This is a genomic window from Epilithonimonas sp. UC225_85, from assembly GCF_042695135.1.
Lineage (GTDB): Bacteria > Bacteroidota > Bacteroidia > Flavobacteriales > Weeksellaceae > Epilithonimonas.
Map to the genome: position 1 here is coordinate 288,649 of NZ_CP170547.1, position 13,148 is coordinate 301,796.

Annotated in this window: 14 protein-coding genes; 10 read left to right on the forward strand and 4 right to left on the reverse strand. The window is 36.0% G+C overall.

The annotated features are described in order from the left end of the window. Window positions 1–15: 15 nt before the first annotated feature. From ACFJGY_RS01450 to ACFJGY_RS01490, 9 genes are all read left to right on the forward strand, one after another. The gene (locus ACFJGY_RS01450) at window positions 16–651 is read left to right on the forward strand and encodes a DUF4433 domain-containing protein (protein ID WP_379967244.1); all 636 of its coding nucleotides are present in this window, start codon (window positions 16–18) and stop codon (window positions 649–651) included. Between the two features lies 1 nt (window position 652). Continuing rightward, complete coding sequence (locus ACFJGY_RS01455) at window positions 653–1,699, forward strand: macro domain-containing protein (RefSeq protein ID WP_379967247.1); 1,047 nt, start codon at window positions 653–655, stop codon at window positions 1,697–1,699. Window positions 1,700–1,785: 86 nt separating this feature from the next. Next, a complete protein-coding gene (locus ACFJGY_RS01460) occupies window positions 1,786–3,012 on the forward strand; it encodes a PolC-type DNA polymerase III (protein WP_379967250.1) in 1,227 nt (408 codons plus the stop codon). 46 nt (window positions 3,013–3,058) lie between these two features. Continuing rightward, the gene (locus ACFJGY_RS01465) at window positions 3,059–3,517 is read left to right on the forward strand and encodes a hypothetical protein (protein ID WP_379967253.1); all 459 of its coding nucleotides are present in this window, start codon (window positions 3,059–3,061) and stop codon (window positions 3,515–3,517) included. Window positions 3,518–3,581: 64 nt separating this feature from the next. Then, on the forward strand, window positions 3,582–4,436 hold the full coding sequence (locus ACFJGY_RS01470) for a helix-turn-helix transcriptional regulator (protein WP_379967256.1): 855 nt from the start codon (window positions 3,582–3,584) through the stop codon (window positions 4,434–4,436). A gap of 85 nt (window positions 4,437–4,521) precedes the next feature. After that, complete coding sequence (locus ACFJGY_RS01475; protein ID WP_379967259.1) at window positions 4,522–4,938, forward strand: OsmC family peroxiredoxin; 417 nt, start codon at window positions 4,522–4,524, stop codon at window positions 4,936–4,938. Between the two features lie 81 nt (window positions 4,939–5,019). After that, window positions 5,020–5,778, forward strand: coding sequence for an alpha/beta hydrolase (locus ACFJGY_RS01480; RefSeq protein ID WP_379967262.1), 759 nt, complete (start codon window positions 5,020–5,022; stop codon window positions 5,776–5,778). A gap of 314 nt (window positions 5,779–6,092) precedes the next feature. After that, complete coding sequence (gene lysA, locus ACFJGY_RS01485; protein ID WP_379967265.1) at window positions 6,093–7,292, forward strand: diaminopimelate decarboxylase; 1,200 nt, start codon at window positions 6,093–6,095, stop codon at window positions 7,290–7,292. Window positions 7,293–7,354: 62 nt separating this feature from the next. Beyond that, window positions 7,355–7,861, forward strand: a complete 507-nt coding sequence (locus ACFJGY_RS01490; protein WP_379967268.1) for a hypothetical protein — start codon at window positions 7,355–7,357, stop codon at window positions 7,859–7,861. Window positions 7,862–7,911: 50 nt separating this feature from the next. Here the strand turns inward: ACFJGY_RS01490 and ACFJGY_RS01495 are convergent, their stop codons facing one another. From ACFJGY_RS01495 to surE, 3 genes are all read right to left on the reverse strand, one after another. Further along, on the reverse strand, window positions 7,912–8,601 hold the full coding sequence (locus ACFJGY_RS01495) for a class I SAM-dependent methyltransferase (protein ID WP_379967271.1): 690 nt from the start codon (window positions 8,599–8,601) through the stop codon (window positions 7,912–7,914). A 143-nt stretch (window positions 8,602–8,744) separates the two neighbouring features. Beyond that, window positions 8,745–9,314 (reverse strand): Crp/Fnr family transcriptional regulator, encoded by a 570-nt coding sequence (locus tag ACFJGY_RS01500; protein WP_379967274.1) that lies wholly within the window; start codon window positions 9,312–9,314, stop codon window positions 8,745–8,747. 10 nt (window positions 9,315–9,324) lie between these two features. Then, entirely contained in the window at window positions 9,325–10,089 is a 765-nt protein-coding gene (surE, locus tag ACFJGY_RS01505) for a 5'/3'-nucleotidase SurE (RefSeq protein WP_379967277.1), read from the reverse strand. A 327-nt stretch (window positions 10,090–10,416) separates the two neighbouring features. Here surE and ACFJGY_RS01510 point away from each other — a divergent pair, with 327 nt between their 5' ends. Next, window positions 10,417–12,537 (forward strand): carboxy terminal-processing peptidase, encoded by a 2,121-nt coding sequence (locus tag ACFJGY_RS01510; RefSeq protein WP_379967280.1) that lies wholly within the window; start codon window positions 10,417–10,419, stop codon window positions 12,535–12,537. A gap of 55 nt (window positions 12,538–12,592) precedes the next feature. Here the strand turns inward: ACFJGY_RS01510 and ACFJGY_RS01515 are convergent, their stop codons facing one another. Further along, on the reverse strand, window positions 12,593–13,147 hold the full coding sequence (locus tag ACFJGY_RS01515; RefSeq protein ID WP_379967283.1) for a T9SS type A sorting domain-containing protein: 555 nt from the start codon (window positions 13,145–13,147) through the stop codon (window positions 12,593–12,595). Window position 13,148 lies beyond the last annotated feature (1 nt).

Genomic DNA, 13,148 nt, shown 5'->3' on the forward strand with positions numbered 1-13,148 from the left:
TGATACACAAGGATAATGATTAACCAACGAAGAACATTTTGTTATCGCATTACACATATCAACAATTTGTCTCTTTTGTTGCAAAACGGTATTGTTAATAAGCATCATCAACAAGCTAATAATAATTATATAAACATTGGTAACTCAGAGATTATAGATATCAGAGATACAACATCCGTTAGAATTGGTAATTATGGTATGATTGGTGATTATGTACCCTTTTACTTCACTCCGAAATCTATAATGTTATATAACATCATCACAGGTTATTGGCATCCTTTAGTCCCCAAAAGAGACCGAAGCGAAATATTGGTTGTCCGCTGTTTAATTTCTGATCTGGCAACATTACCAAAGTGGTTTTTCACAGACGGTCAAGGGAACAACAGTTTGACAAAGCATTTTAATAATTTGAATTTTTTGGATGCAATTGACTGGGAATGTATTCAGGAAAGTAATTTTAAAAATGATGCAGATGATCCTGATAGATCACGGAAGTATCAGGCAGAGTTTTTGGTGCAATCACAAGTGCCGTTGACAAGTGTTGAGTCACTGAATGTATACAACCAGCAGGCAGCAGAAATCGTAACTGATGTTCTAAAACAAAATAATATTAATCTGGCTGTAAATATCCAGCCGCTATATTTCTTTTAAAATGATAGATACATTAAAAGGTGATATGATGCAATCTGGGGCAGAAGCATTGGTAAATACCGTGAACACAGTAGGTATAATGGGTAAGGGGATAGCATTGCAATTCAGAGAAGCATTCCTAAGCAATAACAAAGCATATAAAGAAGCATGCAAAAATAAAGAGCTGGAACCTGGGAAACTCTTGGCCGTTTGGGATGAAAACCTACAACTGGGCAGAAAATTAATCATCAATTTTCCTACTAAAGTGCATTGGCGCAATCCCTCTAAATATGAATATATTGAAAGGGGACTTATAGCGTTGCGAGAATTACTAATAAAAGAAAATATCAAAAGTGTAGCAATACCTCCCTTAGGAAGTGGCAATGGCGGACTAGACTGGAATAAAGTAAAACCAATGATTGAGAAAGCTTTACAAGGAATGGATACTCATATAATGATATATGAACCCAACGCAGATATTAAAGCTATTTTACAAAAACAAGAAGTAAGAAAAGAAATAAAATTGACCCCCGCTCGCGCATCATTACTCTATGTCATGTTTGCATTTGAAAGTATGGGCGAATACAGCACTTTATTTGCAGCAAATAAATTAGCGTATTTTTTACAACGGAAGGGACAAAAACTAAATCTTAATTTTCAACCATATCACTATGGACCTTTTGCTATAGGTGTAGAGAAAGTTCTTTATCACATGAATGGCGTATATCTTAAAGGAATGGAACAAGGAAATGCAAAGCCATTTGAACCGTTACAATTAAATTACGAAAAATGGAATGATGTCAAAAAATATGTCAATAATGAGCTTTCTTTTCAAGATGCTCAAAGGGTAAAAAGTCTTGTTCAATTTCTTGCTGGATTTACTTCTGAACTTTCATTAGAAATTTTAGCAACCGTTGATTTTATAATAGCACAAAATCCGAATTACTCTTTCGATGAAGTGGCTGCTGCTGCAATATGGAATACACGTAAAAAAGAACTTTTTAAAGCAGAATACATTCAGGCATCATACGATTATCTAAAAAATTACTCTTCTACTCTTTTTGCTTAAACAATTAGTCAATATCTTTATAATTATAATGCAAGACAGTAATTTATACCTTCTAATAAAAAACGATCCAATTTCTGCAAAAACCAATGTATTCAGTAATAGACATAGAAAGTAACGGCGCTCCTTTCCGGAAGGAAAGCATCATAGAAATTGCGATCTATCGTTTTGACGGTCACGAGATTACAGACCAGTTTATCTCCCTCGTGAATCCGGAAGATGAGATCTCGGCTTTCGTTCAGAAATTGACAGGAATCTCGTCAAAAATGGTGTTAACAGCCCCGAAGTTTCACGAAATTGCAAAACGTGTGGTAGAAATCACGCAGGATTCTACATTGGTTGGCCATAACATCGACTTCGATTACAGGATGCTTCGCCAATCGTTCAAACGCCTTGGTTACGACTTCAATATCAACACTTTGGATACAATTCCTTTAGCTAAAAAACTAATCCCGGAAGAGAAAAGTTATTCCCTGAGCAAGCTTTGTAAATCTATAGGAATTCCACTGACAGAAGCGCACCGGGCAAGCGGGGACGCAAGAGCAACTTTGGATCTGTTTAAATTACTGATGATCAAGGACAACAAGAACGAAATCATCCAATCTCAACAGGAAGAAAATCAGGCAAAAAATTACCTTAGCAAAATCCAGTTGTTGACAGAAGATCTTCCGAATGAACGAGGTATTTTATATTTCCAGAATTCGGAGGGGAAAATTATTTATTCCGACGTAGTTGAAGATCTTTATAAATCTGCAAAAAAAATATTTGAATCTGACCTGAAAAAGTATAAAAGCATACAGGAAGACACAGAGTTGACCTCCTACGAATTGACCGGTACAGACCTGATTGCCAAACTAATGATTCAAAATAAAGGCATCAATAAAAGACAACTGTTGCCTTTCGGATTATTCTACAGAAAGAACAGATATATCCTGGAAAAGATCAAAAAAGACATGGAAGAAAAACCGTTGTTGAGGTTCAAAAGTTTTACACAAGGTTTGAAAGCCATCAATTATATCAAATCGAAACCGGAACTAAAAGATTTTATAGAATTCACGCAGAAAATCAATCTCAAAAAAAGAAATGAGATCTGGACTTCATCGGGTAGAACTTTGGGTGAAAAGTCTTTTCTGATTCTGGAAAACGGAAAACTAACCGGATTTGGGTTTTACGATTTGTACCATCAGATTCAGTCTTTGGAGAAGATTAAAAAACTGATGCTGCCCGTTTCAAGATTCTCTCAGGATTTACAAAATGATTTGCAGTTGGCACTTTTGAGGAATGAGTTTGAGATTTCTCCGCTTCCTGGAAAATAAAATTTAATGAGAAGAATATTTCAATTTTTTGTTTTAATCTTTTTGTTTGCTGAATACCAATATTTCTGCTCAATCTGTAATAGATTCAATAAAAACCGAAAAACAATTATCAGTTCTTACTGGAATTAATTTTTGGAAAAATTCTCTCTTTGCAGAAGTTGGTTTGGCAAAATACAAGAATTCTACAGATGGTCATCATCTGCTTTCTTCCGCTTATTTTATTTCGACTGAAGTTAATTTGCTGACTGGAAAGAACTTCATCATCGGTCCAAAAATCGGAGGTTGGATTTCTGGAGGAGTTGGAGCAATAGCTTTAGGGGCCAATCTGATTTATTATACGGATTTTAAAAATTCTAATTTGTACTTCCGTCCGGAAATCGGATTTGGACTGATGCGTGTGAAAATCGTGTATGGATACAATGCTAGATTGACAAAGAACAAATTGGAAGGTATTCCAAAAAGTAATATTGGGATAATTTATTTGCTACCTTTGAAAAAGAAATAATCATTTATTAAATCACTCTCTATAGAATAATTTTTAGACAAATCGGATTTATCTTTAAAACAAAATGATAACAGGCCACAAAAAATACGACCTATTAGATAAGACTTTTATTGAAGTGTTAAAGTTCGATTCGCCATTCCAGCATGAAATGCCGATTGCCGAAAATGCCTGTTTCCATTATATGTTGCAGAATGATTTGCAATATACCATAGATGATAAAGTAGAAAATATTCCGGCGCAGGAATCCATTTTGCTTAATTGCAGGAATATTGGAAATACGATGGTAAAAGTTGGCGAGAAAAGCAGCAATGAGATTTTACTGATACACTTCCATCCGGAAATTCTAAAAAAAGTGTACGATAGAGAATTGCCTGCCATCTTACAAAATCCGAAAAATACGATTACCCGAAAAACGAGCGAACACATCAGCAATGATTTTCTCATTAATAAATATATAGAAGGTCTTTTATTTTATTTTGAGAATCCAGCTTTAATCAATGATGATATTTTGATTCTTAAATTGAAAGAAATCATTATTCTACTCTCACAAACCAAGAATGCAGAAGCCATTCAGGTGATTTTATCGCAATTATTTTCGCCGGTTATTTATACATTCAAACAAGTTATTGAGGCCAATATTTTCTCGCCGATTACAATGGAAACGCTCGCTGATTATTGTAATCTAAGCTTGTCGTCTTTTAAAAGAGAGTTTGCGAAGCTCTATAATGACACGCCTGCAAACTATATCAAAACCAAACGTCTGGAAAAAGCCAGCGAACTATTGTTAAAAACAAATAACCGAATTACTGATATCGCGTTTGAAAGCGGCTTTAATGATTTGGCCAATTTTACCAAGAGTTTTCACGATAAATATAATGTTTCCCCTTCCAATTTTCGATTGAACCAAATCGACAAATAATTGAACTTTTCTACAAAATACTTTTCTTTTTTGCATCGCATCTTTGTACTGTCAATAACGACAAACAATTTTAAAAATAAAAAAAATGAAACGTACAGCAAATGCACATTGGGCAGGAAATCTAAAAGAAGGAAAAGGAAATCTGTCTACACAAAGTGGAATCCTCAATCAAACCAACTACAGTTTTAAAACCCGTTTTACCGGAGAAGAAACCGGAACCAATCCGGAAGAATTATTAGCAGCAGCACACGCAGGTTGTTTTACAATGGCAGTGAGCGCCATTCTGACAGAAAAGGGTCTAAGCGCAACAGCACTCGACACGGAAGCTACAGTATCAATGGAAGGCTTGAGCATCACAGCGGTTCATCTCAACATTACAGGTTCTGTATCTGGAATTACAGCAGAAGTATTTGAAGCGATTACCAAAGGCGCAGAACAAAATTGCCTTATCTCTAAAGTTCTCAATATTCCAATCAGCTCAGAAGCGCATTTTATAGCTTAATAAGCTGATGGTGGTTAGCTTTGGCTAATAGCTTCTAAATAAACCTTTCAAACAAATCCATTAATTTTAAATTTAAACAAAATGAAAACAATAAAAAACTTCGCACTTTTAGTATTAATGCTATTCAGCACTGCAATTTTTGCACAACAGAAAACAGATGAAAAACCAACTATTATTTTCGTACACGGAATCTGGGCGGACGGCTCATCTTGGAGTAACCAAATCACAGCATTGCAGGCTAAAGGATATCCTGTAATGTCTGTTCAAAACCAAGTGGCTTCACTTGGAGGAGATGTAGAAGCTACAAAAAAAGCCATCAGTCTGGCAAAAGGGAAAGTGATTTTGGTAGGGCATTCTTGGGGTGGAATCGTCATTACACAAGCAGGAAATGACCCGAAAGTTGTAGGTTTGGTTTATATCGCTGCGTTGGTACCAGATTTAGGAGAGTCAATTAGCAGTTTATCTGCGACTGGCAAACCAAATGATTTAGGAAAATATTTGGTTCCTGTTGATGGTACATTGTATTTATCAGAAGAAGGCGTGAAAAATGCCTTTGCACAGGATTTACCAATAGTACAGCAAAAATTCATCTATGCTACACAAACGCCGGGAGCACAAAGCGTTTTTGGAGAAAAAAGTGGTGAGCCTGCCTGGAAAACCAAACCTAGCTGGTATGTAGTAGCAAAAAGCGACAGAAGCATAGACCCAGACTTGGAAAGAACAATGGCAAAAAGAGCCAATGCAAAAATTACAGAAATCGAAGGTAGCCACGTGGTAATGCTTTCTCATCCAAAAGAAGTTTTGTCAGTAATCGAAGATGCTATCAAATCCTTGAAATAATTAAAGTTTAAATCGTTGAATACCATTTCAGAAGTGATTATCATATCTGAAATGGTATTTTTATATTAATAGAATTTCTTTCTCTAAAATAAAAATCAATCCAAAAATTGCGAGATTTACAGATAAACTCTAATTTTGCCAAAATTTTATTAACAACAATTCATGCAATATTTTAAACAAAGCAAAATCGGAAAAAAGGGAGCTGTAAGGTTCTCTAAGGTTTGGAATGTATAAGGAGTTGCGTGCATAAGATATCTATTGCGGCAGACTCTTTATATAAGAATCTGCCTTTTTATTTTTAAAAATCTACGATTATGACCAATCAGGACTTGCTAAGTATAGCAAAAGAATTCGGGACGCCCGTGTATGTTTATGACGTTAATTCCATCAGCGAGCAGTATAAAAAGCTGACCTCTTCTTTCTCGAAGACCACGCGTTTTTTCTACGCTGCAAAGGCTTTGACCAACATCAATATCCTGAAGTACGTAGAAAAACTCGGCGCATCTTTGGATTGCGTGTCTATCAACGAAGTGAAACTGGGCCTGAAAGCTGGTTTCTCAAACGACAGAATCCTCTTCACGCCAAACTGTGTTGACTTGGCTGAGATTGAGGAAGCAATGTCTCATAAAGTTCACATCAATATCGATAATATCTCGATTCTTGAGCAATTTGGAAACAAATATGGTGGCTCTTATCCGATTTTTGTGAGAATCAATCCGCATATTTATGCCGGCGGGAATCACAAAATCTCGACTGGACATATCGATTCCAAATTCGGAATTTCGATTCATCAAATGCGTCACATCGAACGTGTGATGAAATCTACAAACTTGAATGTTGAGGGTCTTCATATGCACACCGGAAGTGAGATCAAAGACCCGGACGTTTTCCTTCAAGGTCTTGAAATTATGTTTGAACTGGCAGAGCATTTTCCAAATTTGAAATATCTGGATATGGGAAGCGGCTTCAAAGTGCCTTACCAAGATGGCGAAATAGAAACTGATGTGAAAGCACTTGGAAAAAAAGTAGGAAATGCCATCAAAAAATATGAAGAAGAATCTGGGAAGAAATTCCAGCTTTGGTTTGAGCCAGGGAAATTCCTTGTGAGTGACAGCGGTCATTTCTTAGTAAAATCGAATGTCATTAAGCAAACTACAGCGACAGTTTTCGTGGGTGTTAATTCCGGTTTCAATCATTTGATCCGTCCGATGTTCTACGATTCTTATCACATCATCGAAAATCTATCCAATCCGAAAGGGCCGGAAAGAATCTACACAGTTGTCGGAAACATCTGTGAGACAGATACTTTTGCCTGGGACAGAAAAATAAATGAAGTAAGGGAAAGTGACATCATTGTTTTCAGAAATGCCGGTGCTTATGGTTTTGAGATGAGTTCTAATTTCAATTCCAGACTGAAACCTGCAGAAGTGATGTTCCTGGATGGGAAAGCACACCTCATCAGAAAAAGAGACGAGTTCGAAGATCTTCTGAAAAATCAGATCGAAGTCTTGTAAATAATTCTGAATCAGCGTTGTTTGGCATAAATTTTCTTTCATAAAATTCAAAATCAAATTCTATGAGATCATTATTACTTTCATTAAGCTTATTGATAAGTTCATTGGCTTTGGCTCAGACCAACAATGACGTTGAAGAATCTTTAAATGACATTCCATTAATGGATAACTCGCTGAGTTCTGTTGGCTACAGTGTGAGAGGTATCTATCAGATTAAAGATAATACCTGTGATCCTGCGAAATTCAAAAGTCTAAAATATCCGGGAGGTTCTGCTGCCTACATCAAAGAACTGAAAGAGAAACTCCAGGAAAATGTCAACTGGAATACTTATGTTGTGAATGGATTATTTTTCGTGAAGATGGATATTACAAAAGACGGTGTTCTTTCCAAATTGGAAGCCGGTCCCAAAGTTGAAAAAAGTGAAACATTCCTTAATGATCTGAAAGAAGCAGCAAAAAAAGTAAACAAAACATGGACGCCAGCAAAATGCAATGGAAATCCAATAGATTCTAAGGCAATCCTGAAAATCGATTTCTCATCTATGACTTATGATAATGCTTTTAACTAGATTTTAGGTATTAAATCAATAATAAAAACCGCCTTTAAATTGGCGGTTTTTTAGTTCTTATATAGTTTCACGAGATACTGATCATTTTCATCCTGATAGATTAATTCTGTTTTCCAGCCTTCTTCAGAAGCAATTTTTTCTAAAGTCTGTTCATCAATATAAAGCCAATTGAACCAATTGGTTACTTCCTTTTGATATTCGTACCGGCAGGAAACTTCGCCGTAATATTTATCTTTAGGAAGTTCATCATCTTCGTACATATAACCGATATCAGAAGAATCAAAGATTAAAATACCATTTTCCTTAAGCAAAACTTCCGCTTTTCTAAGGAACTTTCTTAAACCGGATAAATCACCGCAAAGACCAATTCCGTTCATCAAAAGGAGAAGCGTATCGAATTTTTCACCATTATAATTGAATATATCTTCGCAGACCACTTTCTGTAAACCCCGGCTCTCCATCACTTCACAGGCAGCCGGAGATATTTCTAAAGCTGTAACATCAAAATTGTTATTTTGAAGAATCAAAGCGTGGCTTCCTGCGCCGGCTCCTATATCAAGAATTTTTCCTATGCAGAGATCAAGCGCCTTTTTCTCAAGTTTTGGCAATTGTTTTTCGTTCCGGAAATAGACAGAAACCGGCATCTCTACCTTTGGCCCAAAAGTGTCGTGGACATATAGTTTTCCCCTGCTTGTTTTGTTGAAAAAATTTTTGATGGCAAGCCCTGGCAGATCGATCATATTAAAAAAACTTGCTGCAAAGATAAATAATAAAAAAAGCATCCAGATTTCCCTGAACACTTTTCCTCGTCATTCGGATCTTGAGATCTGAATTAATCCTTACAAATGTAATTCTTATTTTGTTCTCCTGAAATGAACCATGGTTAAGAAATTCGTCTTCTTATCCTGCTGAGAGCCTGTGGTGTGATTCCAATATAGGAGGCAATATGTTTAAGTGGAATCTGTTGAAAAAGTTCTGGCTGTTCTTTCATCATTTTTAGATATCTTTCTTCTGCAGACTCGCTAAGGAAAGAAAATTCTCTGTCCAGTTTTTCCACATACAGTCTTTCAACCGTAAGTCGCCCAATGAGATTGCCGACAGTGTGCGATCTGTACAGTTCCTGCAGATCATCGTAATGAACTCTCCAAACGACCATATCCGTCAAAGCTTCCACATTGCATCGGGAGGGTGTTCTTTGTGTTAAGGAATCATAAGCGGTAAGATATTGATAATTAAAGACAAACCTGATGGTCAACTCTTTGTTTTCTTTAATGAAAAAAAGTCTGGCTGCTCCTGTTTCTACAAATGACAGATAATTTTCGACTTCGCCAACTTTCAAAATCAGATCTTTCTTTTTATATTCTGTTCTGATATTCATTTTTGTGAATTCTTTCCATTGTTTTTCGTCCAAAGGAATATTCTTGGAAAGAAGAAATTGTTTGATAAATTCCATCCAATAATTTTTATTGATAGACAGAATTCAGTTCCTGCATATATTCATAAGCGGTCATATCAAATTTCACAGGAACAATGCTTAAAAATCCATTTGCCAAAGCCGTTTCATCAGCATCTTCGGACTCATCCATATTATTGAAATAGCCCGTCAGCCAGTAGTATTTTTTACCGTGCGGATTGGTTCTTTCGTCGAAGCTTTCTTCCCATTTTGCATTGGCCTGCTTGCAGACTTTGATCCCTTTGATCTCTTCTTTTTTAAGGTTAGGAATATTAACATTCAGTACAACTCCTTTTGGCATCGGATTTTCCAGAGTTTTCAGAATAATTTCCCTGATGAAATCTTCAGCCTGATCAAAATCTGCTTCCCATTTCAGATCGGCAAGAGAAAAACCAATCGCCTGCAGACCTTCGACGCCGGCTTCTACAGCAGCAGACATCGTCCCGGAATAGATAACATTGATGGAAGAATTCGCACCGTGATTGATTCCGGAAACCACCAGATCCGGTCTTCTTGGAAGGATCTTGTCCAAAGCCATTTTCACACAGTCCACAGGTGTTCCGGAACAGGAAAAATCTCTCTGAGGACCATCAAGATTCAGTTCTTCAAAACTTAAAGTTGAATTGATTGTGATAGCGTGTCCTTTGCCGCTTTGAGGGGAGTTGGGAGCGACTACTATGACGTCGCCGATTTCGTTTACAATGCTAATTAATTTTCTAATTCCAGGTGCTGTGATGCCATCATCATTGGTTACCAGTATCAATGGTTTGCTCATAAATCTTATTTTATATTTTTCGCTTTTTGCGACATTTTCAAAATTATCTCAAAAATAACCAATTTATAATGAGTAAAATAAAATAAGGTGTTAAATTTGGTTTCGTTTTTGAATACCAACGTAACATTCAAAAGAAAATTTTGACTAATCAAAACCAAAGATTAAACAACTTTTCATATTTTTATAAAATATCGGAAATTTATTCGAAGATTATATGGATTTAGCAGATCAGGATTAAAGTTTAAATCTGCAAAATTTGCTTAATCAGCAAAAAAATAATATTAAAAAATCTAATTTAAATAGATTGTAAAGCCACTTTTAAAATTTATGTTCAAAAAAATCAAGTTCAAGAAACTGCTGATGTTTGCGCCGCTGATGACGCTGATGTTTTGTTTCAATTCTCCTCAAAATGATGATGAAAAAATGCAGACCATTATGGTAAGCGTTAAAAATACACTTTCATACCTTCATTACAGTCCGAAACCTATTAATGACGCTTATTCACAAGATGTTTTTGATAAATATATGGAAGATGTAGATGCATCCAAAAGATATTTTCTGCAATCCGATATGGACGAGTTCAAAAAACATTATACAAAACTGGATGATTACCTGAACAACGGGAATCTTGTTTTTTATAAACTGACTGTTGACCGTCTCTACCAACGTGTAGATGAGATCGATAAAATGGCTCAGGATATTCTTTCCAAACCAATTAACCTGGATGAAAACGATGAATTGATCCTTGAACCAAAGAAAAGAGTAAATCCTGCTGATGCAAAAGAACAGTACAACGAGTGGAAAAAATACATCAAGTACAACATTCTTCAGGAAATTGAAACGCTGAATAGCAAAGAAGAATCTCAGAAAAAAAAGAAAGATTCTGTTGTTAACAATAAACTGCCCGACACTATAAAATATGCGCCGCTTTCTATGGAAAAGAAACGTGAGAAAGCAACGGCAGAAGTAAAGGACCTGATCACTGATTCTTTCAGAAGATTCAAGAAAAGAAAAAAAATGGACTGGTTTTCTGTTTATATGAATGCATATACCGAAACATTTGATCCTCACACCAGTTATTTTTCTCCAAAAAGCAAGGAAGAATTTGATATGAATTTTACCGGAAAAGTAATTGGAATTGGTGCTTTGATCCAGGAAAAAAGAGGTTTTCTATATTTGGGAGCGCTTACAATTGGCGCACCAGCCTGGAAATCAAAACAATTGGCAGAGGGCGATAAGATATTGAAAGTCAGATCAAAACCTAATGAAGAACCGGTAAATGTTGTCGGGATGTTATCTGACGAAGCAGTAAGGCTGATCCGTGGCGAAAAAGGAACACCTGTAACTTTGACTGTCGAGAAAAAGGACAAAACCATCAAAGAAGTGACCATGATCCGTGAAGAAGTGGCTATAGAAGACACTTTCGCAAGAAGTATCGCTGTTACAGGAAAAAACGGAAAAAAATATGGATTCATCTATCTTCCAAGTTTCAATGTCGATTTTGATGACCCGAAAGGAAGGAATGCATCTGACGATATCAAAGCTGAACTGATCAAGCTTAAAAAAGAAAATGTAGAAGGCATCATCCTGGATCTTAGAAGTAACGGTGGAGGTTCTTTGACAGAAGTTGGCGACATTATGGGATTGTTTATGAATGCCGGTCCTTACGTACAAGTGAAAGACAGTCGTGGAAAAGTTCAGGTTCTGAGCAACAAATCCAACGAACCCATCTGGACAGGTCCACTTGTAATTATGCAAAATGAATTATCTGCATCTGCATCCGAGATTCTTGCTGGTGCTATGCAGGATTACGGAAGAGCTGCTATAATAGGTTCACCAAGTTCTTTCGGAAAAGGAACTGTACAAACCTTTGTTGAACTTAACAGGTTTTTGAATACCAATGATGATTTCGGTTCTTTGAAGCTGACCATCCAAAAATTCTACAGAATTACCGGAGAATCTACACAGAGAAAAGGTGTGGAATCTGACATCAAAATGAAAGATTTCTTCTCTTATGCAGAAGTGGGAGAACGTTTTGATCAGTTCGCTTTACCTTGGGATAAAATTGAGACGGCAAGTTATAAGAAATTGACGACGTTAAATGTCCCTCAGTTACAGGCAGAGATTGACAAGCAACTTGTTAATAACATCAATTATAAATTGTTACAGGAATCTGCAGAATGGAAAGAAGCACTTGACAAAGAGGAAACCATCACGCTGAATCAAACCAAATTCAATGAGCTGATGAAAACGCGTAAAGCGCAGATCGATAAGTTTAAAGGTTTGGACAAATTCAATAACGGATTGAAATTCACACTTCATCCGGACGAAATGGAAAGAATTAAAAAAGACGAGGCATTTGCTAAGAAAACCGAAAACTGGAGAAAAAATCTTGAAAGAGATTTCTATCTGGAAGAAACGGTAGATGCATTATCGAAAATTAAATAAACAACAAAAGCGTCCCGAGATTTCAGGACGCTTTTTTTTATTGAAAAGTATATTTTTATTTCTTTATAATAATTCCTGTTTTAATATAACTATTAGATTTGATCTTATAAATATATGAGCCAGAGACGAAATCAGAAATATCAATGTTGTAGATTTCTATTCCTTTTTTAATATTCTTATTAATAAGTATTTTCCCGCTCGCGTCATAAATTTCAAAAATAAAACTTGTGTCGTTTTGTTTCCCAAAAGAAATATTGACCAATTGTTCCGTTGGGTTAGGGTAAACCTTTATATTAAACGGAGCATCATTAGAAACAATATTTATTTTTTGAGGAGCCAGGCTCCCACATTCTAAAGTTTGTGCTACAAAAGCTCCTGAAGGAGATGGCGAAGCTATGAAGCCGGGATTCATTAAAACATATCCATTAACCGGATCGCCGTCTAGCTCTACACTACCGGCACCATTAACGGATGAACTGATCGTAACATAAGTACTAGATTTTGTCACACCAACTGAGTAATTATCTGTTACAATGACGACATCAGATAAACAAGTCTGTCCACAGACAAAATGTGAGAGAAATATAGAACTGTAATATATATATTTCATA

What these genes read in the sequence shown, in the direction of transcription:
- ACFJGY_RS01510 (WP_379967280.1), top strand. Translation starts at nt 10,417, where the DNA reads ATGTTCAAAAAAATCAAGTTCAAGAAACTGCTGATGTTTGCGCCGCTG.
- ACFJGY_RS01455 (WP_379967247.1), top strand. Translation starts at nt 653, where the DNA reads ATGATAGATACATTAAAAGGTGATATGATGCAATCTGGGGCAGAAGCA.
- ACFJGY_RS01475 (WP_379967259.1), top strand. Translation starts at nt 4,522, where the DNA reads ATGAAACGTACAGCAAATGCACATTGGGCAGGAAATCTAAAAGAAGGA.
- ACFJGY_RS01500 (WP_379967274.1), bottom strand. Translation starts at nt 9,314, where the DNA reads ATGGAATTTATCAAACAATTTCTTCTTTCCAAGAATATTCCTTTGGAC.
- ACFJGY_RS01460 (WP_379967250.1), top strand. Translation starts at nt 1,786, where the DNA reads ATGTATTCAGTAATAGACATAGAAAGTAACGGCGCTCCTTTCCGGAAG.
- ACFJGY_RS01450 (WP_379967244.1), top strand. Translation starts at nt 16, where the DNA reads ATGATTAACCAACGAAGAACATTTTGTTATCGCATTACACATATCAAC.
- ACFJGY_RS01495 (WP_379967271.1), bottom strand. Translation starts at nt 8,601, where the DNA reads ATGATCGATCTGCCAGGGCTTGCCATCAAAAATTTTTTCAACAAAACA.
- lysA (WP_379967265.1), top strand. Translation starts at nt 6,093, where the DNA reads ATGACCAATCAGGACTTGCTAAGTATAGCAAAAGAATTCGGGACGCCC.
- ACFJGY_RS01490 (WP_379967268.1), top strand. Translation starts at nt 7,355, where the DNA reads ATGAGATCATTATTACTTTCATTAAGCTTATTGATAAGTTCATTGGCT.
- ACFJGY_RS01470 (WP_379967256.1), top strand. Translation starts at nt 3,582, where the DNA reads ATGATAACAGGCCACAAAAAATACGACCTATTAGATAAGACTTTTATT.
- surE (WP_379967277.1), bottom strand. Translation starts at nt 10,089, where the DNA reads ATGAGCAAACCATTGATACTGGTAACCAATGATGATGGCATCACAGCA.
- ACFJGY_RS01515 (WP_379967283.1), bottom strand. Translation starts at nt 13,147, where the DNA reads ATGAAATATATATATTACAGTTCTATATTTCTCTCACATTTTGTCTGT.
- ACFJGY_RS01480 (WP_379967262.1), top strand. Translation starts at nt 5,020, where the DNA reads ATGAAAACAATAAAAAACTTCGCACTTTTAGTATTAATGCTATTCAGC.